The 24,290-nt window shown below is 42.1% G+C and carries 20 protein-coding genes; 1 reads left to right on the forward strand and 19 read right to left on the reverse strand.

Annotated features, from left to right (window positions below; all coding sequences use genetic code 11):
• Window positions 1-8 precede the first annotated feature (8 nt).
• Window positions 9-3,377: a DUF5107 domain-containing protein gene (locus G6053_RS29765; RefSeq protein ID WP_165309456.1), complete on the reverse strand. Its 3,369-nt coding sequence runs from the start codon at window positions 3,375-3,377 to the stop codon at window positions 9-11.
• Window positions 3,378-3,448: 71 nt separating this feature from the next.
• Complete coding sequence (locus G6053_RS29770; protein WP_165309457.1) at window positions 3,449-4,837, reverse strand: sugar porter family MFS transporter; 1,389 nt, start codon at window positions 4,835-4,837, stop codon at window positions 3,449-3,451.
• A 126-nt stretch (window positions 4,838-4,963) separates the two neighbouring features.
• Here G6053_RS29770 and G6053_RS29775 point away from each other — a divergent pair, with 126 nt between their 5' ends.
• Window positions 4,964-5,857, forward strand: coding sequence for an AraC family transcriptional regulator (locus G6053_RS29775; RefSeq protein WP_108634610.1), 894 nt, complete (start codon window positions 4,964-4,966; stop codon window positions 5,855-5,857).
• Window positions 5,858-6,010: 153 nt separating this feature from the next.
• Here the strand turns inward: G6053_RS29775 and G6053_RS29780 are convergent, their stop codons facing one another.
• From G6053_RS29780 to G6053_RS29860, 17 genes are all read right to left on the reverse strand, one after another.
• Complete coding sequence (locus G6053_RS29780) at window positions 6,011-6,793, reverse strand: enoyl-CoA hydratase-related protein (RefSeq protein ID WP_108634609.1); 783 nt, start codon at window positions 6,791-6,793, stop codon at window positions 6,011-6,013.
• 4 nt (window positions 6,794-6,797) lie between these two features.
• A complete protein-coding gene (locus G6053_RS29785; protein WP_165309458.1) occupies window positions 6,798-9,290 on the reverse strand; it encodes a DUF5686 family protein in 2,493 nt (830 codons plus the stop codon).
• 174 nt (window positions 9,291-9,464) lie between these two features.
• Window positions 9,465-10,841 (reverse strand): NADH-quinone oxidoreductase subunit N, encoded by a 1,377-nt coding sequence (locus tag G6053_RS29790; RefSeq protein WP_108634607.1) that lies wholly within the window; start codon window positions 10,839-10,841, stop codon window positions 9,465-9,467.
• Between the two features lie 18 nt (window positions 10,842-10,859).
• Window positions 10,860-12,302 carry an NADH-quinone oxidoreductase subunit M gene (locus G6053_RS29795; RefSeq protein WP_165309459.1) on the reverse strand — a complete coding sequence of 481 codons (1,443 nt, stop codon included), beginning with the start codon at window positions 12,300-12,302 and terminating at the stop codon, window positions 10,860-10,862.
• Window positions 12,303-12,317: 15 nt separating this feature from the next.
• Window positions 12,318-14,240: an NADH-quinone oxidoreductase subunit L gene (nuoL, locus tag G6053_RS29800; protein ID WP_108634605.1), complete on the reverse strand. Its 1,923-nt coding sequence runs from the start codon at window positions 14,238-14,240 to the stop codon at window positions 12,318-12,320.
• A gap of 19 nt (window positions 14,241-14,259) precedes the next feature.
• On the reverse strand, window positions 14,260-14,589 hold the full coding sequence (gene nuoK, locus G6053_RS29805; RefSeq protein ID WP_108634604.1) for an NADH-quinone oxidoreductase subunit NuoK: 330 nt from the start codon (window positions 14,587-14,589) through the stop codon (window positions 14,260-14,262).
• Window positions 14,589-15,086 (reverse strand): NADH-quinone oxidoreductase subunit J, encoded by a 498-nt coding sequence (locus G6053_RS29810; RefSeq protein WP_108634603.1) that lies wholly within the window; start codon window positions 15,084-15,086, stop codon window positions 14,589-14,591. Before G6053_RS29810 ends, nuoK begins: the two co-directional genes overlap by 1 nt.
• 11 nt (window positions 15,087-15,097) lie before the next feature.
• Entirely contained in the window at window positions 15,098-15,607 is a 510-nt protein-coding gene (locus G6053_RS29815) for an NADH-quinone oxidoreductase subunit I (RefSeq protein ID WP_108634602.1), read from the reverse strand.
• 15 nt (window positions 15,608-15,622) lie between these two features.
• The gene (gene nuoH / locus G6053_RS29820) at window positions 15,623-16,666 is read right to left on the reverse strand and encodes an NADH-quinone oxidoreductase subunit NuoH (protein ID WP_108634601.1); all 1,044 of its coding nucleotides are present in this window, start codon (window positions 16,664-16,666) and stop codon (window positions 15,623-15,625) included.
• Window positions 16,667-16,675: 9 nt separating this feature from the next.
• A complete protein-coding gene (locus G6053_RS29825; protein WP_165309460.1) occupies window positions 16,676-17,695 on the reverse strand; it encodes a 2Fe-2S iron-sulfur cluster-binding protein in 1,020 nt (339 codons plus the stop codon).
• Window positions 17,696-17,725: 30 nt separating this feature from the next.
• Window positions 17,726-19,081, reverse strand: a complete 1,356-nt coding sequence (nuoF, locus tag G6053_RS29830) for an NADH-quinone oxidoreductase subunit NuoF (RefSeq protein WP_108634600.1) — start codon at window positions 19,079-19,081, stop codon at window positions 17,726-17,728.
• A 1-nt stretch (window position 19,082) separates the two neighbouring features.
• Complete coding sequence (locus G6053_RS29835) at window positions 19,083-19,604, reverse strand: NAD(P)H-dependent oxidoreductase subunit E (RefSeq protein ID WP_165309461.1); 522 nt, start codon at window positions 19,602-19,604, stop codon at window positions 19,083-19,085.
• Window positions 19,597-20,832 (reverse strand): NADH-quinone oxidoreductase subunit D, encoded by a 1,236-nt coding sequence (locus tag G6053_RS29840; protein ID WP_181390567.1) that lies wholly within the window; start codon window positions 20,830-20,832, stop codon window positions 19,597-19,599. Before G6053_RS29840 ends, G6053_RS29835 begins: the two co-directional genes overlap by 8 nt.
• 10 nt (window positions 20,833-20,842) lie before the next feature.
• A complete protein-coding gene (locus G6053_RS29845) occupies window positions 20,843-21,337 on the reverse strand; it encodes an NADH-quinone oxidoreductase subunit C (RefSeq protein ID WP_108634598.1) in 495 nt (164 codons plus the stop codon).
• Window positions 21,338-21,340: 3 nt separating this feature from the next.
• The gene (locus G6053_RS29850; RefSeq protein ID WP_104383484.1) at window positions 21,341-21,892 is read right to left on the reverse strand and encodes an NADH-quinone oxidoreductase subunit B; all 552 of its coding nucleotides are present in this window, start codon (window positions 21,890-21,892) and stop codon (window positions 21,341-21,343) included.
• Window positions 21,893-21,954: 62 nt separating this feature from the next.
• Window positions 21,955-22,329 carry an NADH-quinone oxidoreductase subunit A gene (locus tag G6053_RS29855; RefSeq protein ID WP_108634597.1) on the reverse strand — a complete coding sequence of 125 codons (375 nt, stop codon included), beginning with the start codon at window positions 22,327-22,329 and terminating at the stop codon, window positions 21,955-21,957.
• A gap of 119 nt (window positions 22,330-22,448) precedes the next feature.
• Window positions 22,449-24,269 (reverse strand): tetratricopeptide repeat protein, encoded by a 1,821-nt coding sequence (locus tag G6053_RS29860; RefSeq protein ID WP_108634596.1) that lies wholly within the window; start codon window positions 24,267-24,269, stop codon window positions 22,449-22,451.
• Window positions 24,270-24,290: the final 21 nt, after the last annotated feature.

The raw sequence follows: 24,290 nt of genomic DNA on the forward strand, positions 1-24,290 counted from the left end.
GTCTGAAATTAATTATTTAGGATGACTTCCTCCAAATAAGAACGTAAGATAGATAGACAACCCTGATGGTTGGGGTCTAATTCCCGCACCTGTGCAAGATGGCCCTTAGCCAAAGGCAAATCTCCTCTTCCGAGGTACCCTAAGCCCATTACATATAGACAATGAATCCTATTTTTAAGGTCAAGGTCGTCCTCCCAGATATCCATATCGGGCAATGAAACGGCAAAATAATCAATTTTAAAAGGTCTGTCCAAGTAGGCTTTACCATGATCAATTAGACCTTGGAAACATTGTTGAGCTTTCTCTTCTTGTTTGAGTTCACGCCAGGCCAGACCTTGAAAAAATATCTTGTCAGGTTGCGGATCATTATAGAAGAGAGCCTGCTGAGGTTCCTGAGCCCCTTGTGTAGCTTTGATGAAATAGGCTGTTGCTTCCGCCTCATTTCCCATTGAACGGTATAAAATGCCCTTATAGTAATCAATATCGTTCTCCTCCATCGTAATCAGTTTACCCTCACCAAGATTATATGGATAGCTGTCAATGGCTGTAAGCAGTGCAAGTGCATGCTTGAGGTCGTTGACTTTTAAACGCTCCTTGGCCAATTCCAGATGACAGATTGTATATTGACGGGACACCTTTCCTTCTCCACCTTCCCAAGGTTTAAACTGTCGGGAAGCCAGCAGTTGTCTAGCCTCTTCGTATCGCCCCAGGAGATTGAAAAGTGTAATCCGTTCCAAGAAAAGATCATCTCGGCTAACCACAAGGTCTGCATAGCGATCCAATAGCGCCAGTCTCTCCTCATAGTTGTACCCTTGTTTCTTATAGAGCTGGTGCAATTCCATCAGCAGTCGGGCATCGGTCTCATCCAATGCGAATGCTTTTTCCAACAAAGCAACGGCTTCCTCCTTCCTGTCCATTCGATTATAATAGGCCAAAGCCAAATTTCGAAAAGCGGTAGGATACTGTTGATCCAATTGTATGGCTTGCTCCCAGCAGTCCACTGCATCTTGATGTTGTCTCCGCCCGTACCATAGATTCCCCAAGTAGTAATAGGCTTTTGCATCGTCATTGTTGTACAGAATTGCATCCTGAAGTATAAGGATCTCTTCCAACCGATTTGGGAAGCAATAAGTCGGGTCCATGATACGAGCTTTGTCATAATAGACTTTTGCTTGATCATTTTGTCCGATACATGCACTAAAATAGCCCAACGCATAATATATCATTGGATATACTGTTTGCGGATCGTCGATCGTTTTTTCCAATAACTGGATGGCTTCTTCATACAGCCCAGCCTGCGCAAAATCCAGCGCATATTCTACCACACTTTGTATATTTACTTTACATAAATCTAGAACAGGCGTCAAAACAGTCTTGTCCTTTGTCAGCAGATACCATTCAAATTGACAGCCCATATTGAATGGGTCTATTTCCAGCGAATCTTTAATGTAACCCAATGCTTCATCTACCCGCCCCAGTTTTCTCAAAATCGAGGTTTTTAATTGCCGGGCTTTATGGTGTTTCCAGTTTCGGTTTATTGAACGTTCTATTTTTTCCAGCGCAGCATCCCATTGTCCGCGTTTTGAATCTATTTGTGCGAGACCAAAATACCCCGCATCCTGCCAGGCGGCATTCCAGGTTGCCTTATAAAAGGCGGCGTAGGCTGCATCCAGTTCACCGGATAATTGTAAAGCTAAGCCTAGATTATAATAGGCCTCGCCATCGTAAGGATTTGGGTTCCGTTCGGTAAGCCTTGCTATTGCGGTACGGAAGTAAGGTATGGATTCGGCTATCTTTCCACTTCTTAATAATAGAGCTCCCAATGCATTGTTACACCGTGCGTCATGCGGATCTCGTTTCAGTGCCTCAAGATAGTAATCCATTGGATTATAGGTAGCGTGCCGGTATTGTTCAAGATGCTGTCCTGCCAGGAATAACTCCTCCGTCGAGTGAACGGATTCCGGTGCTGAAACAGCCCGTGCGGGTTCGGGGATATCCCTACTATCCCTTTGCTTTTCCAATTGATACTGCAACATTTCATTACCATTGCTATCATAAACGGAAAGGATCAAATCAAAGGGATTACCCGGTAAATCAGAAACAGTTTGTTTATAAATATCCCGAGGGGAACAATAGATCTCTTCTTCCAGATAAACTCTCCCTTGCTTATCCCTCAAAACAATATGAAGCCCTTCAAATACCGCTGTTGCGTATAGGATAATGTGAGCACACTGTTGATGGACCTCCATATTGAGGACAAGATCTTTCGTTGCATTCTTCACATGCCCCACAGCTGCATAGGGCATAAAATATTGCGACCATGATTTCACTTCATAAGGCTGCAACCAGGCAAAATCGGGCTGATTGTCAGTATACACACCAGCCATTAATTCGATATAAGGGCCATTTTCGTCTGTCAGATTCCGGTCCCAAGCCAAACCAAAATCACCGTTCCCCCATGTCCATTGTTTCTTTCCCGGAGAAATATGATGGTCTGCAACGTGTAACATCCCCGCATTGGTATCTCCGGCTTCATAACCGCCCACAAAATTATATTTTGACTGGATGGCCATATAGGAGGTCGGAACAGGAATATTCTTGTATTGTGCGATATCAACTCCTGCGGAATAATCGTATTTATAATAAGTTCCTGTTGCTATCGGGAATGTTGAAACTTCTCTTTTACCATGATCAAACACGGCATTTACGTCAGGTGGGAAAACAGAATAATAATCATCATTGACGACAACAGCCGGATTGGCCCACCAGAGGAAAGTCTGTGGTAACGCAGTGCGGTTGTAGACCTGCACTTTTATTTCAATAAAGGCTTTGTCGGGATAAAGTGTAAATCCCTGCATGGCCTTCATCCGAAACATACGTTCGATTTCATTGCACCATACCGTCACACTGCCATCCGTATTATGCTCAACTAAATATTCCGTTGGCATAAAGGTCGTCGGGCGGTGATGCTGAGGCCAATTAAACTCGATCCCGCCGGAAATCCAGGGACCTGTGAGCCCGACCAGTGCTGGTTTGATCACTTCATTATAATAGACAAAATGTCGTTCTCTAACCTTATCGTAGGCCATATGGATTCTTCCACCGAGTTCAGGCAGAATCATTACCTTGATATATTCATTTTCTAAAAATAGTGCCTTATAGACCTTGTCCTTTTTCTCGTCGCTAATTTTTTCGATAATGGGATAGGGATATACCACACCGGAGCTACCTTGGTACACACGTTTTTCAGCAAAAATCGGATTTTTCTCCATCGCGCCAACCGCGTAGGTCGGTATCGCCACAGATTCCGCCCAAACTTTTACTATACCGCGCTGATTGACTGTGGATTTTATCAGGTAACGTGTCAATTCTGTCATGTTGTAAATAGCTATTAGATTATATACTTTAAGTTGATTTAATAATTAAAAAGGGCAACTATCTGCAAAATTTAGGGTGTTATCGCTTCATCCGACCATTCCTGTTCAATCTCCTCGAGACTTTTACCTTTGGTCTCCTTCAATTGTCCCCACAAAAAGACATAGCCAATCAAGCAGACTATTCCATATAGCCAAAATGTGCCCGCTGCACCCAAGCTTTGATTCAACATCGGAAAGGTATAGGTAAGGACGAAACATGCGATCCATAACAGCGAGGTCGCTATAGCCATCGCTTGCGCTCTAACCGCCGTAGGGAAAATTTCAGCAATGATAACCCAAGTTACCGGCGCTAATGTCATTGCATAAACCGCAATTCCAGCTAATACCAGGAGAAGTACAAAGATGCCGCTGCAATTGAAATAGTAGCAAGCACCTAAAGCCGCATAAATACCGAAAAGTCCTGCAGCACCGAACAACATTAATGCGCGGCGTCCAACCTTATCGACCATATACATGCCTACGAAGGTAAATATGACATTGATCACGCCTGTTATAATTATATTGAAAAGCATCCCCGACACCGTGTATCCCGCAGCTGTAAAAATCTCCTGTGCATAATTGAAGATCACGTTGATGCCACACCATTGCTGAAAGACCGCAATAAAACTTCCTAGAAACAAAAGCCTTAATAACTTACCCCGAAATAGGTTCTTTTTCTTTAGTCTATTATGATCCGTATCGTTAACTTCCATGTTAGCCATACTTTTGCTGGCATAATAATCACCACCCATCCGTAAAAAAATCTGTCGGGCCTCTTCATGTCGTCCTTTGTTGAATAACCATCTAGGACTTTCCGGAATCAGGAAAAGCAGCAATAAAAAAATAACCGCCGGAATCGCTCCCGCCCAAAACATCCACCGCCAGCCCTGCTGTCCGTTCCATGTTGTGGCTATAACTTCTTCGGGCAACACGGGCTTTGCAATCAACCAATTGACAATCTGTGCTGCAAGTATCCCCAGTACAATCGTCAGTTGGTTGATGGAGACAAATTTTCCGCGGCTTTCTGCGGGCGCTATCTCCGCTATATACATCGGCGCGAGATTAGAAGCCACACCTATCCCTATCCCACCCAGCACACGATAAATAATAAAGAGACTAAGGTTGGCAGCCATACCTGTTCCTACAGCAGAGATAATAAAAAGAATCGCCGCGATATAAATCAGTGGCTTTCGACCGTAACGATCTGCCAGACCTCCCGAAAGCAATACACCGAAAAAGCTGCCTACAATTGCTGACGACATCGCCCAACCCTGAAGTGCAGGAGCAGACTCCAAATGAAAATATGCCTCATAGAAAGGCTTCGCCCCTCCAATGACAACCCAATCGTAGCCAAAAAGAAACCCACCAATAGCGGCCACAAAAGTGATTAACAGCAAATACGTTGTCGTGGTCTTTTGCATAAGAATTTACATATTTAGATTTATTGACGTAAAATTAGTGGAATACTGTATGTAAATCATGTAAGTGAACACGATAAACATGTAAAATATTACTATTTTTATAGCATATACCAAATTCCCTGATTTATGAATAGAGATACGGATGTGATGGCAGAAGGATTCAAAGGTGAGAAGGCAATTGTACTCCCTTATTCCGTGTGCAACTACCAAGCTTCCAATGCAATTACTTCAAAATTACACATCACACATATTGGCTACTATCCGAATGCAAAAAAGCATTATCGTGACCGTCAGGAAGGCTGTGCAGAATATATTTTGATTTATTGCGAAAACGGCCATGGGTGGATCAAACAGGATGAAATAACTTATAATATCTCCAGAAATGATCTTTACATCATTCCTAAAAACACAACGCATTCTTATGGTTCCAGAGCCAACGACCCCTGGAGTATTTATTGGATCCACTTTCAAGGTACTGAAGCATCTCTTTTTGAAAATATCATCGGACAGATCAATCACATGAATGATAACCACACAAACAAGCACAACGACCGACTTCAGTTATTTGAAAGTATATACCAAAATCTGGAAATGGGCTATAGCCCAGAAAATTTAGAATACACAAGTTTTTGCTTTCAATATTTTTTGGCATCCATCAAATATGCGACGCAATACAAAGAAAGTAATCCGATTAAAGTAGATAATATCATTCAGGATATCATCCTGTTTATGAAGGACAATCTGGAAAATAACATTAGTCTGGACGAGATTGCTTCACATTTTAACTATTCAAAATCGCACTTGATCAACTTATTCAAACAGAAGACCTCTTATCCGCCCATGGTATACTACAATCAATTGCGCATGCAAAGAGCCTGTTCATATTTGCAATTTACGCTGCTTAAAATTAAAGAGATCGCTTTCAAGCTGCATTTCTATGATCCCTTTCATTTTTCTAAGGCCTTTACCAAAGAGATGAAGATGTCTCCTCAAGATTATCGCAGGATGTATCAAAAGTAGGTTGGATTAAATTCCCGATCGATTGCCTCCAAGATAGCAGGGATCATCGCTGTTTCGAAGTTATTACTGCCTAAGTAAAGTCTTGGACAAAAGAAGAGCTTCCCATTAATTTGAGAAGCTTTCTATCTTTCTAATGCTGTAAGACGGCCTGTATTATAGTGGAAAATTGGGTGGTCTCTTCTCCAGAAAAGCCGAAACCCCTTCTTTAAAATCTTCTGTTCCGAACAGGTGTCCAAACGCATCCATCTCGACTTTGTTACCATCCCGCTTTTTGTCCGCAGCCGCATTGATGGCATCTATGGCGTTGGCAACCGCGACACGTGAACGTGTAAATATTTTCCGAAGTATTTCTTCGGCACGCGAAATCAGCTTTTCCTGTGGAACCACTTCGTTCACCAGCCCCATTTCATAGGCTTTATGCGCATCAACCATATCGCCGGTCAAAATCATCTGCATAGCTTGCCCCTTTCCGATCAAAGCGGGCAAGCGCTGTGTCCCACCATAACCCGGAATCAGTCCCAACGAAACTTCAGGAAGTCCCATTTTTGCATTTTCAGAAGCAATACGCATATGACAAGCCAGCGCCATCTCAAGTCCACCACCTAAAGCGTAGCCGTTGATGGCCGCAATAACGGGTTTTGGCGCTCCCTCAATAAGATCTGTAAAGATGATATGACCGCGCTCACTTAACCAACGTGCCTGAACAACTGACAAGTCAGTAAACTCCTTAATATCCGCCCCAGCGACAAATGCTTTCTGGCCTGCTCCCGTCAATATAATACCACGGACATGGCTATCTGCATTGAAGTGCTTAAAAATTTCCTGTAATTCATCAAGTGTCTCCTGATTCAGGGCGTTCATTTGAGGTTCGCGATCTATTAGGATATAGCCGATGCTATCTTTAACCTCATATTTTAAATTCGAATATTGAGTCATAAAGCTAAAAATTAAAATTTATGGACGCTGTAAAGGTATCTGAAGGCACCCCTTCTCCACCTTTGTAGCTCAATCTCTTTTTATACTCTAATCTAAGCAATTTAAAGATATTATCCACACCGACCAAACCTTCAACATAGGGTTTATTGCGCAGGGCTTTTGTTTGGACAATACCATTTTTATCGGCTTCAAATTGAATATTTTCAGGCGTTACAAAAGGATTATTCACATCGCTCAGTTTTCCATAAAAAGCTTTAAAACCTGTCAGTTCACGCCATTTCAGTTTTCTGAACAAAGGGATTCTATTAAAGAAAAACCCGTTCCAGTTATGATGATAGGTCAATTTTAAAAACTGGTCAGATGCAAACTCTGAAGTGGCCATCAAATCAAAGTTGACCAGCGGCCCTGCTTTATCTTTGGAGACATCGGGGAGCTCCAATAGGGTATACGGCAAATGTTTACCCCAGATCCTTCCTCCGGAAAACTCAAAATCTGCCTGTCCGGCCGGAGATAAAAACATCCGTTTGAACACACTGAACCGTAAGGCATCATAACTATAATCTGCTCCCCAAAAGCCTTTCAGTCCCCTGTTATATTGAAGTGTAAAAATCGGGTATTTATTTTCTACTGTACCACGATCCAGGTTATGGTAGGTAAAATCCTCGTTTGGAGCCCAGCGTAGGATGACTTGTAGATCGTTTGTATTTACCCTACGGATGGTATCGGGGCTGGGTAGCGTATTGATGTAAAATAAATCACCCCTTGGCTGTCTGCGGGTATGCGTAAATGCTGTGCCGATACTGACATGGTTACCAAACTCAATCAGATGATCAAGACGGTAGAAATCATTAAATTGCCATTTATTTGGCCTATTCTTTCCAAAAGATCGGAAAAATCCGTCGCCTTTTAGAAAGCCTAGATTACGACCGGGCTCCATGACATCGTGCTGTACAGTAAAGCGCAGGTAGTTTGCTGGAAACTGGACAATACGCTCGCCATTTAGGGTAAATGCTGTACTTAGATAATATTTTATCTCCTTGTCTTTATCGCCATAAGCGGTATACCCTTCTATAAATGCCTTTTCGGAAAACAGGCGTGTCGTCCGGCCACTCAGCCGGATACGGTTACCTTCATAATTATTCCGGCTATAGAGGTACTCCAACGGTCCGAATTCAAATTTTCCGGCATTGTAATAGCCCTTTGCCAATAGGTACCCCAAAGCAACCAACTGGTTGAAGGAGCGCATATTCTGAACGGAATCCACTTTCTGGTAGGCCTCCAATTCAGCTTTGCTCAGCGGTGCAGGTCTGACTTGAATCATCGGAACCTTTGCCGCGGATTGAAGCAGGTATCTTTTTTCAACGGGCACACCCGCAAAGTTATCATTCGAGATCGAGTCTGTCCGGTGTCCTAGGTATTTCGTTTCCCTACGTCCATATAAAACATCCGATTTACTTGCACCAAACAATATCTTTAAATCGGTATGTACCGGAATCATACTACCGTTTTTAAATTCACTGTAGCCTAAATCGATCTGTACATCATTGATCCAGTTGATATTTGCCGCCTTTCCAATATTCAATGTGGCCTGTTGAACAGCAAACCGCGTATCGTCTGAGATAAGGAGAACACCGTAGAAAAGTAAATCAATCTTGGATTTACCCTCAAAATGAAGTTCGATATAGTCTTTACCAGCTATCTGGACGGTATCCTCTATATGGTATTTATAAAAGGTGGTGGCGCCTGTGGCGATCGGACTCAAAATCCCCTTATTTGCGATCTGTATATTATTTTCGTAGAGATCGACATTCCGAAGTATGGTCTGGAAACGGGTCTGCCAATTGTCGTTATTGAAAAAACGGGGATTTAGTTCTGTCTGATTGTGGCTAGTGACAATCTTTTTACTCCGGTTAGGATCATGCGATGAATAGACGTTTGCATAATTTTCTTCCATGTAGAAGGGAGCTATCGTTACGCCTCGAAATACCGTCGAGTCAATATTTTCAAAAAGAAACCGAAAAGGCTTTGGAACTTTTTTTGCTTTATCTTCTGGGTTCACAAAGCCAAATTGCGTCTTCTCGTACTCATCAAAACGGATCTCGGGGATACGGGTATAATGATTTTGCGGACGATGGGCAATGACCTGTTCTATCAGCGCAATCGCAGGATCCTTTGGTTTCCTATTTTTTCGATTGATGACAACCATATCCAGCGTATTGTCTTTCGACGTCAACCGGACAGTCATCAACGTATCAGCGCCCCGGTGTACGTCTATCGTTCTTCGCTCATATCCCACTGCCCCAAATGTCAATTGCCGATGTTGTTTTATATCCTGAATCTTAAAGTAGCCAAGCGTATCGCTAATACCTCCCCCCTCCTCGCCGACCCAGTTTATCGATACGCGTGCAATTCCCTTGCCCGTCTGTGCATCAACAACCTTACCGCGAAGAAATTCTTGCGCAACCACTTCCCCCCCGAACAGCAGGAACACTAACACACTAAAAAAGCTTATTGAAAAAGATTTAACACACACTTTAAACACCATCTTCAAACTGATAGGATTTCTTTTTTACAATATACAATTTGTATTCAAGAGTTATACCAATAAATATAAAAAAAGCATAACGATATCGCTATGCTTTAATAAACAACAAGTATTTTAACAGAAATTTTATATTAACTTTAAAAGGCAGTCTGGATATACGCCGATAAGGATGGTCAATCCAACCGCAAGCAATAGAATGAATGAGTAATTCCATTGCACATTTACACAGGATTCTTCGCTGTCTCTAAAATACATCGCAACCACCACTTTCAAATAATAATAGACTGCGATTGCGGCATTGATAACCGCTAACACCAACAACACAATATGGTAATTCTCCATGACTGATGAGAACATCATAAACTTACCAATAAACCCTGCGGTTAATGGAATACCTGCAAGTGAAAGCATGGCTACAGTGATTGCAAATGCCAGCATTGGATTTCGCTTTCCTAATCCGTTAAATGCTTCAAAATGCTCTGATCCCGTTGTCTTCTTGACAAGGATCAACCCAGTAAACGCAACAATTGTCGCGAGTGAATACGCTAGCCCATAAGCGAAAATACTATTGGCTGAAGTAGCCCCGACCGCTATAATGGCGAACAGCATGTAACCTGCGTGAGAAATACTGGAGTACGCCAGCATACGCTTGAAAGAAGATTGCATGACAGCGGAAATATTTCCGACAAACAAGGTAATAATCGCGATGATCAGGAATACTGGTGTCCAAAAATCTTGTAAAGGAAGTAAACTGTAGCTAAACAACCGTAATAACCCCGCAAAAGAAGCCACTTTGACGACAGTACTCATATAACTTGTGATCAAGATAGGTGCTCCATCATAGACATCCGGTGTCCAAAAGTGAAATGGTGCCGCACCAACTTTAAAGGTGAGACCAACAATCAGCAATAAGATACCACCATAAAATAAAGGTGAGATCGTATTGGGGTTGTTTACAACATATGCTTTTATCTCCTCCAAATCAAATGAACCTGTCGCTCCATACAATAAAGCGATCCCAAATAATAAAAATCCGGTGGAAAATGCCCCCATCAAAAAGTATTTCAGTGCCGCCTCATTTGACGCTTTATCCCGTTTACGGATACCTACCAAAATATAAAGTGCGACAGACATGATTTCAATACCCAAAAAGAGCATGGAAAAATTATGATAGCTGCTTACCAGAACAGCTCCTGTCAATGAAAATATCAATAATGAATAATATTCCGCCACTTGCCCACCTTCATCAAAATAGCCCTTTGAGATAATAAATATACACAACGTAACAGCAATACATAAGACCGAAAAAGCAATCGCATAATGATCAAAATGGACCATCCCGCTAAAAAGTGGTCCCTTGTCTATTGTCCAGTCGTTCAACAAGAAACCAATGGCAATCAAGAATCCAAGGATAGAAACAGGTAGAAGCAGTGTTTTTGCCTTGAACAAACCAAGATAAAGAACAACTAATGCTAATATTGAAAGTGTAATTATAGCTCCCATACAATTTGATATATCTATTTATCTGCCTAAAAATGTACTTAAAACTTCCACAGAACCCGCAGAAAGATTCAATAGGAAATTCGGGAATATACCGATATAGAGAATCAAGAAAGAGATCAAACCCAATACAAGGATCTCTCGTCCTTTTACATCCTCAAACTGTATCGTCCTGTCCGTTGTTTCTCCCAACATCGTCTGCTGATAAAGACGAAGCATATACACAGCCCCTAATATCAGCGTTAATCCGGCAAAAACTGCAAACCAGAATCCATATTGAAATACACCTTTCAACAGCAGAAACTCACCAATAAAACCATTCGTTAACGGCAATCCCACAGCGCCCATACAGATAATCATGAAAAATATGGCCAGTTTTGGCGCTTTGCTTGCTATTCCGCCAAGTTCAGACAGGCGTCGTGTCTGTGTACGCTGCTGTACAATATCCAGCACATAAAAAAGACCGACAACTGAAATACCATGATTTAACATTTGTATCGTTGCCCCACTTAGGCCATTCGTATTCCAAGAGAAAACCCCCGCACTGATCAGCCCAACGTGTGCAATAGAGGAATAGGCGATCAACCGCTTGGCGTCATCCTGTTTTATGGCAATGATAGAAGCATACACAATTCCGATGACACATAGGATCATTGCAAATTGTCCATACAATGCTACTCCCGTAGGAACCACCGGCAATAGCCAGCGCATCAAACCATATACCCCCATTTTCAACATAATACCAGCTAATAACATCGTGCCTGCCGCCGGAGCATTTGTGTAGGTATTGGGTTGCCAGGTATGAAATGGAAAAATGGGAATCTTAATCGCAAACGCAATAAAAAATGCCCAAAATAACCAACGCTGCGTATTATCTTCCAATTCCAACGCGATAAAGGAAGTCCACTCAAAATCATGGTTAGGCACTTGCTGATAGAGATAAAGAATCCCGATCAACATCAGAAGGCTTCCCAAAAAGGTATAAATGAAAAACTTTAGATTAACCCGGATACGGTCACCTTCGCCCCAAAGCGCGCAGATAAAATAAATCGGAATCAACGCGATCTCCCAACCAACATAAAATGTAAAAGCATCCAATGCCATAAATACAAGCAGTAATCCCGCCTGCATAAATGCCATCAAGGCATAAAAATTACCTTTATAGTTTTTAGCAAAAGTAGTTGCAATAATAAAGGGCATCAATCCATTGGTCAACAAGATCAACGGTAAACTAATCCCATCTATCCCGAGGTGAAAATGAATATGTAATGCCGAAATCCACGCCCAATTTTTTTCAAATTGCATTCCGCCATTTGGGTCAAATTGACACAGGAACGGAATAGTCAATGCCAGCGACACTAGTGATAAAATCAACGCGATTAACTTTGCGGCATTAGTCTTTAATAGCGCTAAAATCAATGCGCTTATTAACGGCAATAAAATAAGTAGAAAAAGGTTATCCATCGATTATACTAAATATTAAAGACTCAAAAATCCATAAATGAAAATAGCAATCACTCCAATTACCATCATCAATAAATAAAAGCCAACATTTCCATTTTGCAACAGGCGGAGCACTTTTCCAGTATCAAATGTCGCTTTACCAGCGCCATTGACGATCCCGTCGATCCCACGTTGATCCACCACATTGCCAAAGAAACTCGACAGCCAGTTGATCGGACGTACAATAACCGCATCATATAGTTCATCCACATAAAATTTATGGTAGGAAAGATTTGCCAGAAAACCACGCGGAACTTCATCTCCCTCCGGTGTCTGCTGACGTTTGACGTAAATATTGTAAGCAAGGGCAACCATAATGAGTACACCGACTACAGAAACCGCCATCAGCATATATTCGGTACTATGCTCCAAATGATGTGCAGCAGGCACCAATGCCTTTCCCTCGGCAAATACCGGTGCCAGAAAATCTTCCAGCCAGTGGTTTCCACCTAGCGCTGCCGGTAAATTGATCGCTCCACCAACAACAGAAAGCACTGCTAATACCATTAAAGGGACAGTCATACTCTTGGGTGATTCATGCAGGTGATGTTTTTGATCGTCTGTGCCCCTGAACGTACCAGAGAACGTCATAAATAGCATTCTAAACATATAGAAAGCTGTCATTAACGCGCCCAAAAATCCGAGACCCCATAAGAGCGGATTGGCTGCAAAAGCATGAGCTAATATCTCATCTTTGGAGAAAAATCCGGAAAACGGTGGAATACCCGCGATTGCAATCGTTCCAATAAGCATGGTCATATAAGTGATCGGCATTGCTTTCTTCAATCCACCCATTTTTCGCATATCTTGTTCATCACTCATCCCATGAATCACTGATCCGGCACCGAGAAAGAGTAAAGCTTTAAAGAATGCATGGGTCAATACATGAAAGAATGCTCCTGTAAAAGCCCCTACACCAAGGCCAAGAAACATATAGCCCAATTGTGAAACTGTCGAATAAGCCAGTACTTTCTTAATATCATTTTGTGTTAATGCGATAGCTGCGGCCAGCAAGGCGGTACAAATTGCAATGATGGAAATCAGTTGTAGGGTAATCGGTGAAAGTACGAATAATACATTTGACCGTGCGATCATATAGATACCTGCTGTCACCATGGTTGCGGCGTGTATCAAGGCCGATACAGGTGTAGGGCCAGCCATAGCATCCGGTAGCCAAGTAAACAAGGGAATTTGTGCTGATTTACCCGTTGCGGCGATAAAGAGCAATATGGTGATGCTCACGACAGCGATGTCTCCCGCAGCAAAATTCTTCGCCCCCGCAAATACTGTAGAAAATTCGAGAGAACCAAAAGTTCCCAATATCAGAAATACCGCCAACAAGAATCCTAGATCACCAATTCTATTCATCACAAATGCTTTTTTCGCAGCATTTGCATACGAAGTGTTTTTATACCAAAATCCAATGAGCAGGTAAGAACAGAGGCCTACACCTTCCCAGCCAATAAACATGACCAGATAGTTAGCACCCAACACCAACAATAGCATGAAGAAAATAAATAGATTCAAGTAGGCGAAAAACTTACCAAATCCCTTATCGTGATGCATATACCCAATGGAATAAATATGGATCAAGAAACCAATACCAGTGACAATCAACAACATAATTGCACTTAATGGATCCACTAAAAAGGAAAGACTTATTTTGAGATTTCCTACAGAGATCCAGTCAAATACATGTTGTTCGATAATTCCTGCCTGTCCCGCCTGTCTTGATTGATATACTTCAGAAAAAAGGATGCAACTGCAGATAAAAGAAATAAGCACCACGGCACTGCCCAAAGCGCCGATCATACCTTTGGAAAATGCATTTCTGCCCAATCCATTCACTATAAACCCGATCAAGGGCAAAAGGGGAATCAACCAAATTAATTCACTCATCGTATTTATTTCTTAAGTTCTACCAACGAAGTTTATTTAAGGAATCGATATCCACAGACTTCGTATTCCGATATACCATAATAATAATAGCCAGGCCGACTGCGACCTCCGCAGCCGCAAGAGCCATAATGAAGAAGACAAACACCTGCCCTGATGAATCACCATGCTGCACCGAAAAAGCTGCTAACAGCAGGTTGACAGCGTTAAGCATTAATTCGATGGACATCATAATAATGATTACGTTACGACGGATAAGCACACCGACCACACCAATAGCAAAAATAATAGTGCAAAAAATCAAATAATGATTTATTGGTACGCCCTGCAACTGTTGAACAACTGTTTCCATTAGATTTGTTTAGGTTCTTTCTTAGCTAATAATATCGCTCCGATCATGGCTGTCAATAATAATAAAGAAGACAGCTCAAAAGGAAGCAAAAATTCGTTAAACAATACCTTGCCCAGATTTTTTACCAGTCCAATTTCAGGATTAACGACTGTCAAAGGGTTGGAGATCTCAAACACACGATACACTCCAAAAAAGGTGACCACTAAGCAGCAGCCCGCAATTACCCCCATAAATTTGACCAGATTGGACTTCATCGGTTCGGTATCCTTATTTAAATTGAGCAACATAAGTACAAATAAAAAGAGTACCATGATCGCCCCCATATAGACAATAAAATTGACCACAGCCAAAAACTGAGCATTCAATAAAATGTAATGCACTGTAAATGTGAAAAAGGTAATGACCAGATACAATACACTATGCACGGGGTTCTTCGTAAAGATGGTCATCAGCGCAAAGAAAATAGACAAGAAGGCTACTAAATAAAATACTGTCATAATTTCTTGAATTAGCTCTTTAATTTGGTAATATCAAAGGTCGGCTCGACCAGCTTATCCTTCCCATAGATAAAATCCTTACGTAAGTAATCTGCTGTCACATGTGGGCCGTCCAAATAAATGGCCTCTTTTGGACAGGCTTCTTCACAAAGACCACAGAAAATACAACGTAACATGTTAATTTCATAAACCGACGCATACTTCTCTTCACGATAAAGGTGTTCTTCACCCTTTTTACGTTCAGCAGCAGTCATTGTAATTGCTTCCGCAGGACATGACAACGCACATAATCCGCATGCTGTACAGCGCTCGCGTCCCTCCTCATCCCGCTTTAACGAATGTTGTCCCCTAAAATTCTTCGAATAAGGTCTTATTTCCTCAGGATATTTGACAGTGGGGATTTTCTTAAAAAAATGTCTCAATGTAATCCGCAACCCCCTGACAATTGCCGGAAAATAAATTTTTTCCGAAAAGGTCATTGGTTTTTGTTCGATTACTTTCTTACGATTGCTTAGTTGCATAAAAATCCTTTCTTATTATGATGAGAAATAAGTATCTTTTATCAATGTGAATACCCCTGTAAGTACAATATTGGCAATGGCCAGTGGAATCAGCATCTTCCAGCCCAGATTCATCAATTGATCATAACGGAACCGTGGCAAAGTCCAACGTACCCACATAAAGAAAAAGATAAATCCAAATATTTTCAGGAAGAATACAATGACACCAATAACTGTGATCCAATTTGCAGACAGCCCAAGGTCATTCATAAAAGGGAAGTTGTACCCTCCGAAATAGAGTGACGCCATCAATGCCGAGGACACAAACATATTGATGTATTCCGAAAACATATAAAGGCCCAATTTCATCGAAGAATACTCTGTATGATAACCGCCGACCAATTCCGTTTCACATTCCGGTAAATCAAATGGAACACGGTTACACTCTGCAAATGCGCAGACCATAAAAATAATAAATCCGAGGGGCTGTGCCCAGATATTCCAATTGACAAAACCCGATTGTTGGGCTACAATTTCTTTAAGCGAGAGACTTTGCGTCACCATCAACAATGCGATAATGGAAAGTCCCATGGCAATTTCATAACTGATACTTTGTGATGCCGCACGAATCGCGCCCATTAACGAAAATTTATTATTGGACGCCCATCCGCCCAGCATGATGCCATATACGCCCAATGCGATGACACCAAACATGTACAATATACCAACATTGACATCTGCCACCTGCAGTGAGACCATACGATCGCCAATCTGTAATTCCTGTCCCCAAGGGATAACTGCCGAACTGATACAGGCCGTAATGATTGCAATGGTCGGCCCGACAATAAAGAGCACCTTATGTGCACCGGCAGGAATAATCTCTTCCTTAAAAAAGAACTTTCCACCATCGCACAATGGCTGTAGGAGACCAAATATACCAGCCCGATCCGGACCATAGCGATCCTGCATAAAACCTGCTATTTTACGCTCGGCAAGTGTTGAGTACATCGCAATTACCAGAGTAATGACGAAGATCACAGACACCAATATTAATTTTTCTATAACAAAAGACCACTCCATGATTTGTGCTTATTTCAATTTTTCAGTTCTAGCCAGCTGTTCGCGATTTTGCTGCTGAAGTATCGGATTTTCCTTCACCACTTTTGGCGGATTAAATAGTTCATAATGATTGGCAGAAATAACAGACTGTGGATCAATTTCTGTCGGTTCATCCAAGATCCAATCGCTTGTTTTTTTCTGGTCAAAACGACAGGTATTACAAATAAATTCTTCCACCTCGCCAAATTCATCTTTCCGCGCCGTCACCCGAATAACTTCTTCGCCCTTGTACCATAATGTCACTTTGCCCGAACAAGTTGGACAATCACGATGTGCATCTACCGGTTTTGTAAACCAGACCCGATTTTTGAACCGGAAAGTTTTATCGGTCAACGCACCAACCGGACAGACATCAATCACGTTTCCCGAAAAATCATTGTCAATGATATTTTCGATATAAGTAGATATCTCCGAATGATCCCCACGGCCCAAAATACCATGTACGCGTTGATCCGTCAACTGGTTGGCCACATAAACACAACGATAGCATAGGATACAGCGGTTCATATGCAATTGGATTTTGTCACCCAGATCAATTTGTTCAAATGTTCGGCGATCAAACTCATAACGTGTATCGGCGCTGCCATGTTCATACCCTAGATCTTGTAACTTACATTCTCCGGCTTGGTCGCAGATCGGACAATCCAGCGGATGATTGATCAAAAGAATCTCAACGACACCCTTTCTGGCCTCGACCACCTCCGGCGAAGTAATATTTTGCACTTCCATGCCATCCATAACAGTCGTTCGACAGGAGGCCACGAGTTTTGGCATCGGCCGAGGATCCTTCTCAGAGCCTTTCGAGACCTTAACTAAACAAGTACGACACTTCCCACCACTCCCTTCCAGTTTAGAGTAATAGCACATAGCCGGTGGAACGATGTCCCCACCAATTTGCCTTGCAGCATTCAATATGGTTGTCCCCGGCACGACCTCTACTGGTATACCGTCGATTGTGACCTTAAACTTTACATCTTCCGCTTCTGCCATGATAGTTATAATTTATCGTTACAGCTTTTATTATGATACAATTGGTTGTAGTGGATCCGCATAATGCGCCAATCCGTAATTTCTTGTTTGTGACTCCTCCGGATGTAGTATATGCCATTCAAATTCATCCCTAAAGTGTCTGATCGCTGCAGCTACGGGCCAAGCCGCCGCATCACCCAATGGGCAGATTGTATTTCCCTCGATCTTACGCTGTACATCCCAAAGCAAGTCAATATCGGACATAGCCCCATGTCCACTTTCAATTTTATGCAACACTTTTTCCATCCATCCGGTTCCTTCACGGCAGGGCGAACATTGTCCGCAGCTTTCATGGTGATAGAACCGGGCAAAGTTCCAGGTATTACGAACAACACATTGGTCCTCGTCAAATACGATGAAACCACCCGAGCCAAGCATGGTCCCTGTTTGAAAACCACCGTCGGACAAGGATTCATAAGTCATCAAACGGCTATTTCCAGCAGCTGTCTTCAGGATAAGGTTTGCTGGCAGAATGGGGACTGATGAACCACCGGCCACAACAGCCTTCATCCGCTTCCCATTAGCGATACCTCCACAGTATTCATCCGAATAGATAAATTCTTCTACCGATAGCCCCAGTTCAATTTCATAGACACCAGGTTTAACGATATTACCACTGGCTGAAATCAATTTAGTCCCTGTACTACGCTCGACACCGATGGTTGCGTACTCTTCTCCGCCCAAGTTAATAATGGGAACGGTTGCCGCAATAGACTCTACGTTATTCACTACTGTAGGGCAATTATATAATCCGGCTATAGCGGGGAACGGAGGTTTGATACGAGGGTTGCCCCGTTTTCCTTCCAAAGACTCCAATAATGCAGTTTCCTCGCCACAGATATATGCACCACCACCCGGTTGGACATAAATCTCCAGATCATAGCCAGAGCCCAATATATTCTTACCTAAAAATCCATTCGCCTTTGCTTCAGCAATGGCACGTTCCAAGATTCTGATCTGCGGCATCATTTCACCGCGCACATAGATATAAGATGTATTTGCGCCAAGGGCAAAACTGGACACAATCATCCCCTCGATCAATGCGTGTGGGATATGTGTCATCAAATAACGGTCCTTAAATGTACCCGGTTCGGACTCATCCGCATTACAGACCAAATAACGCGGCACCCCCTCTGGCTTGGCCAGAAAAGACCATTTCATTCCTGTCGGAAAGCCTGCGCCACCTCTACCACGTAGTCCAGATTTTTTCACCTCCTCAACCACATCTTCGGGAGACATTGTTTTTATTACTTTTTCAACAGCAACATAGCCCCCTTTTTGACGATAAACCTCAAAGGTATTGATGCCGGGAACATCGATATGTGTCAACAAAAGTTTACGTGCCATATTATTCTGTTTTAGCTTTTAAATTATCAATCAATTCGTCCACCTTAGCTTCATCCAAATTCTCATAAAAGGTATATTCCGGCCCGATCTGTAGAACGGGACCAAATCCGCAGGCAGCAAGGCATTCCACACCACGCCAAGAGAAAAGCCCATCCGCCGTCACTTCACCTTCTCTTACGCCAAGCTTTTGCTCCAAATGTCCCATGATCCGCTCTGCGCCAACTAAACAACAAGGGCCGGTACGGCAGATCTCCAGGACATATTTACCTTTGGGTTCCAGCAGAAACATCGTATAGAAAGTTGCAACTTCATAGACTTCAATAGGTAAAATATGGAGATAAACAGCTACTTGATCCATTGCATCGGCGCTAACCCAACCAAATTCAGCTTGGACCAAATGCAAAATGGGTAATAGACCTGATTTTTGCTTCCCTTCCGGATAACGGCTCACTACTTCGCCAAACTTGGCCAATAGTTCCTGAGAAAACGTTACATTTTCATTATGTTGTTTTACACTAAGCATCTAATTCTCCTGCTATAACGTTAAGACTACTCATATTTAAAATCGCATCAGAAATCAACATACCTGCGCTCATTGGAGCAAACATTTGATAATTGACAAAAGAAGGTCGTCTAAAGTGAAGACGATAGGGCGAACGTCCGCCATCATGAATCAAATAAAATCCCAGTTCGCCGTTTGCTCCCTCTACCGAATGATATACTTCAGCTTTAGGTGTGTCTACTTCACCCATGACGATTTTAAAGTGATAGATCAGCGCTTCCATATTGGTATAAACCTGTTCTTTCGGTGGCAGATAAAAATCGGGCACCTCCGCATGAAACACACCTTTAGGTTCTTTCTCTATTTTTTCCAACGCTTGCTCAATGATGCGAAGTGATTGCCACATTTCCTCGTTCCGGACCATAAATCGGTCATATACATCCCCCGTTGCTCCGACAGGCACATCAAAATCAAACTCTTCATACGAACAGTAGGGGTTTTGTACCCGAATATCATAGTCTACACCTGTTGCCCTTAGGATTGGTCCGGACCAACCGTAATCCAATGCCTCCTCCGGAGTAACGGCAGCGACACCCGAAGTTCGTTCTATAAAAATCCGGTTACGCACAAACATTTCCTCAAACTCTTTCAATACCGGGGGATAGCGTTTCAAAAATTCACGGATTTTCTCAAAGGCAACAGCATTGAAATCACGTTCAAATCCGCCAATACGACCAATATTTGTCGTCAGCCGCGCGCCACAGATTTCTTCGAAGATCTCATAGATAAATTCACGTTCCTGCATCACATACAAGAAACCAGAAAAAGCCCCTGTATCGACACCCAAAATTCCATTGCAAATGATATGGTCAGCTATACGAGCAAGCTCCATCACAATGACCCGCATATATTGCACGCGCTTTGGAATTTCGATTTCCAACAGTTTTTCAACCGTCATGTGCCAGCCCATATTGTTAATGGGTGCTGAACAATAATTTAAACGATCCGTGAGTGGAGTGATCTGATAAAAGGGTCTGTGTTCAGCAATTTTTTCAAAAGCACGATGAATATAGCCTATAGTGGAAACACCACTGACGATACGCTCCCCATCTATCTGCACCACATTCTGGAATACCCCATGTGTAGCGGGGTGCGTAGGGCCAATATTCAGGGTGATTAGCTCATCCTGTGGATCATTATCCTCGAAAACTGGCTGATTAGATGTTATCTTGCTTATAAACTCGCTCATATCATATAAATTAACGGCCGAAATACAAATCTTTCTTATCTACTCGATTTGGATCTTCCAAAGGATATTCCTTTCGCATCGGAAACACATCCATATCGTCAACATTCAGGATTCTTCTCAAATCCGGATGTCCTATAAAATTTACACCAAAAAAATCATACGTCTCACGCTCCATCCAATTCGCCCCTTTCCAAACAACCGTAGCTGTTGGTATTTCCGGATTTGGACCATATAAAAACACTTTTACTCGTATACGGATATTGTGAATCAAACTATGAATGTGATAGACAACAGCAAACTCTTTCTCCAGATGCGGATAATGTACCGCAGTAATGTCTGTTAAATGAATAAACTGTAATTCATTGTCCAACTTCAGAAAGCGCAGCACAGCGGTGATATCTTCGACATCCACAAGAATGGTCAATAAATGATGCGCATCTGGAATTTCTACAATCTTTGCCGGAAAATTTCCTTGGAGTTTCTCCAATAAAAAACTGTTCTCCATCCTTTATTTATTTGTATGTATACCGTATTTTTCTAATAGCGCCCTATATTCGGGTGTATTTCGCCTATTTAAGGACTCATTTTTAACGATATCCTGTAAGCGCAATACACCATCCAAAATAGCCTCGGGCCGAGGAGGACAACCTGGCACATAAACGTCCACAGGAATAATCTCATCAATACCCTGTAACACAGAATAGGTATCAAAGATCCCGCCACTGGAAGCACAGGCCCCCACTGCAATCACCCAACGGGGCTCCGCCATCTGCACATAGACCTGTCTCAGGACAGGAGCCATCTTCTTTGCAATAGTTCCCATGACCAACAGCATATCTGCCTGGCGTGGAGAAAAGCTTGGCCGTTCTGCACCGAATCTAGCCAAATCGTAAGTAGAACCCATCGTAGCCATAAATTCGATACCACAGCAGGATGTGGCAAAAGGCAGGGGCCACAATGAGTTTGCACGTGCCAATCCGATCGCTTTATCCAAACTTGTCGCAAAGAATCCTGCGCCTTCTACTCCCGGAGGAGCTTCTGCCAATTTTATATCACTCATGAAAAGACGATTTATAAGGTTTAAGTACAATCGGCCCTTGTAGCCAATCGTTTCAGGACTGTTTAGTCCCAGTTCAAAGCTTTTTTCTTAATGACATAGATAAAGCCCAATAAGAGCAATCCCATGAAAATAAACATCTCGATCAAGCCCTGAAAGCCCATTTCTCTAAAATTGACGGCCCATGGATACATGAAAATAACCTCAACATCAAAAATGACAAACAGGATCGCGACCAGAAAATACTTAATTGAAAAAGGCTGCCGAGCATTTCCGACGACTTCTACACCGGACTCAAACGCCCCGAGCTTATTTTCCGTCCGGACTTTTGGCCCTATAAGATGTGTAATAATAATGGTACCTACCCCGAAACCTACGGCTACAATGAGCTGTATTAATATAGGTATGTAATCTATCGGCATACTATTGGCGTGCTCCATCTCAATCAAAATTTATATTGGTAACTGTCTTTAAATATAGAGATTCCATGACTAAAATCAAAACAAAAAAGGCGCAGATCGTACGATCTGCGCCTAATTTAGAATGATTTCAGTTAAGCTTATTTCAAAGCGTCTAAGTATCCTTTAACATCCTCGTTTGCAGGATCAATTTCCAATACTTTCTGGAAGGCTTGCTTTGCTTTCACTGTATCTTGCTTCAAGTAATGAAAAAGACCAATGTAAGTATAACCATCTACCAAATATGCTTTATTTTTCTCTTGCGTACCTCTTTGATTAATTGTATCAATCAATTTTTGGAATGCAGCAACAAAATCACCTTTTGGCTGCGCCATATCATCCGCTCCCAAAGCTGAAAATGCTTTGTAATATAACGCATTCACTAAGTATTTATCTTGTGCCTCTTTATTATCGGTAGTTTCAATGATTGTAAGCTCCTTTTGAGCATTACCAAAATCAGCAATAGCTTGATTTCTTAAATCTTGATTAACATAGTTTCCTTCAGCATCTTTCGCTTGAGTATCTTTTTTGAAACCAATTTGGTAGCTACCCTCACCAGCGTAATAGTGCGAATCGAAGTAGTAAGGAGAATCTTTATACTCACCTACAAGTCCGAATAAAGATATTGCAGTCTGTAATTCTTGCTCTTGGTATTTCGCAAATGCCAATTCAGCAACTTCACCCAACAATTCTTTATCTCCTTCGATCGCTTTCTTAATGTTTGCAATACCTTTTTGGATATTTGCTGTGTTTTCCGGAGTCAAAACTGGAGCAGCCGCTACAGCCGTGCTATCCGTTGCTGTACTATCCGCACCAGCAGCCGGAGCAGCAGGTTTCGGACTGTTAGTAGCAATCTCAGCCATACCTAGGTACATATAATCCAGAGGGATCACACGGTCTTTCTCCATTTTGGAGAACATTTGGTTCAAATATTCCAATGCTTTTGGATAATCTTTCGATTTTTGAAAAGCGATATATCCCAAATAACGATAGATTTTTGGATCTATGGAAGGATTTTTAGCCAATTCTTCCGATACAGTTTTCAACTCGTCATATTGACGTGCATAAACCAAGAAATCGGCATAACGAATTTTTGCCTCCAACGTATTGTCACCCGCTACTTCCAAATATTTTTTGTATTGCTCAACACCTTTTTTGTTCAACTCAACATATTTTTCATCTGTCGTTCCAGGCATTTTCGACCATTGGTAATACGTTTCAGCCAACTCGCGATAAGTCGGTGCATAAGTCGGTGTTTCAGCAACAATCGCTTCCAATTGAGTTACAGCCTCGTCATAGGCTTGTGCGCCACGAACGATAATTGCCTGACCAACTTTGGCTTTAACCGAATTTTGATCAATATCCATTGCGTCACCATAGCTGGTATACGCTAACGAACCTTCTCTCAATCCACGGTACGCATCACCTAAAGCTAAAGGAATGGCGATGTCCTTGGTATTTTTTGCTTTCGCTTGTGTCAGATATTCCAAAGCTTTCGCATAGTCTGGCTCTGGCGTATTGATATATGCACGACCGATTTCCAATAATGGCTCGTAATCTTTTTTACCTAATTTTGCAGTTGCCAAAGCAAACTTGGATTCAGCACTAGCTTTATCTTTTTTCAGTAAGTCAACATAACCCAAACCTACGTTGTTAATTGTCGCTTTTGGATCATTAGTCAAACCTTGGTTGAAAATTGCAGCGGCAGAGTCTGCTCTGTCGTTTACCAAATAAACTTGACCCAAATAGAAATAATTATCTCCATTCTTAGGTTGCTTAGTCACTAACTGTTGAAGAATAGTTTTCGCTTTACCATAGTTTTCAGCCTCGATGGCTGCTCTAGCATCTTTCAAACTCTGTGCACTTACTGTGCCCACAGACCCAGCCAATAAAAGACTAAATAATAATTTACTGTTTGTCATAATCTATTTTTGTACTATTTA

The organism is Sphingobacterium sp. DR205 (assembly GCF_011064245.1).
Taxonomy (GTDB): Bacteria; Bacteroidota; Bacteroidia; order Sphingobacteriales; family Sphingobacteriaceae; genus Sphingobacterium; species Sphingobacterium athyrii.

Excerpts from the sequence above, each read along its gene's own strand:
- G6053_RS29765 (WP_165309456.1), bottom strand. The coding sequence starts at position 3,377 with ATGACAGAATTGACACGTTACCTGATAAAATCCACAGTCAATCAGCGC.
- G6053_RS29770 (WP_165309457.1), bottom strand. The coding sequence starts at position 4,837 with ATGCAAAAGACCACGACAACGTATTTGCTGTTAATCACTTTTGTGGCC.
- G6053_RS29775 (WP_108634610.1), top strand. The coding sequence starts at position 4,964 with ATGAATAGAGATACGGATGTGATGGCAGAAGGATTCAAAGGTGAGAAG.
- G6053_RS29780 (WP_108634609.1), bottom strand. The coding sequence starts at position 6,793 with ATGACTCAATATTCGAATTTAAAATATGAGGTTAAAGATAGCATCGGC.
- G6053_RS29790 (WP_108634607.1), bottom strand. The coding sequence starts at position 10,841 with ATGGGAGCTATAATTACACTTTCAATATTAGCATTAGTTGTTCTTTAT.
- G6053_RS29795 (WP_165309459.1), bottom strand. The coding sequence starts at position 12,302 with ATGGATAACCTTTTTCTACTTATTTTATTGCCGTTAATAAGCGCATTG.
- nuoL (WP_108634605.1), bottom strand. The coding sequence starts at position 14,240 with ATGAGTGAATTAATTTGGTTGATTCCCCTTTTGCCCTTGATCGGGTTT.
- nuoK (WP_108634604.1), bottom strand. The coding sequence starts at position 14,589 with ATGGAAACAGTTGTTCAACAGTTGCAGGGCGTACCAATAAATCATTAT.
- G6053_RS29810 (WP_108634603.1), bottom strand. The coding sequence starts at position 15,086 with ATGACAGTATTTTATTTAGTAGCCTTCTTGTCTATTTTCTTTGCGCTG.
- G6053_RS29815 (WP_108634602.1), bottom strand. The coding sequence starts at position 15,607 with ATGCAACTAAGCAATCGTAAGAAAGTAATCGAACAAAAACCAATGACC.
- nuoH (WP_108634601.1), bottom strand. The coding sequence starts at position 16,666 with ATGGAGTGGTCTTTTGTTATAGAAAAATTAATATTGGTGTCTGTGATC.
- G6053_RS29825 (WP_165309460.1), bottom strand. The coding sequence starts at position 17,695 with ATGGCAGAAGCGGAAGATGTAAAGTTTAAGGTCACAATCGACGGTATA.
- nuoF (WP_108634600.1), bottom strand. The coding sequence starts at position 19,081 with ATGGCACGTAAACTTTTGTTGACACATATCGATGTTCCCGGCATCAAT.
- G6053_RS29835 (WP_165309461.1), bottom strand. The coding sequence starts at position 19,604 with ATGCTTAGTGTAAAACAACATAATGAAAATGTAACGTTTTCTCAGGAA.
- G6053_RS29840 (WP_181390567.1), bottom strand. The coding sequence starts at position 20,832 with ATGAGCGAGTTTATAAGCAAGATAACATCTAATCAGCCAGTTTTCGAG.
- G6053_RS29845 (WP_108634598.1), bottom strand. The coding sequence starts at position 21,337 with ATGGAGAACAGTTTTTTATTGGAGAAACTCCAAGGAAATTTTCCGGCA.
- G6053_RS29850 (WP_104383484.1), bottom strand. The coding sequence starts at position 21,892 with ATGAGTGATATAAAATTGGCAGAAGCTCCTCCGGGAGTAGAAGGCGCA.
- G6053_RS29855 (WP_108634597.1), bottom strand. The coding sequence starts at position 22,329 with ATGGAGCACGCCAATAGTATGCCGATAGATTACATACCTATATTAATA.
- G6053_RS29860 (WP_108634596.1), bottom strand. The coding sequence starts at position 24,269 with ATGACAAACAGTAAATTATTATTTAGTCTTTTATTGGCTGGGTCTGTG.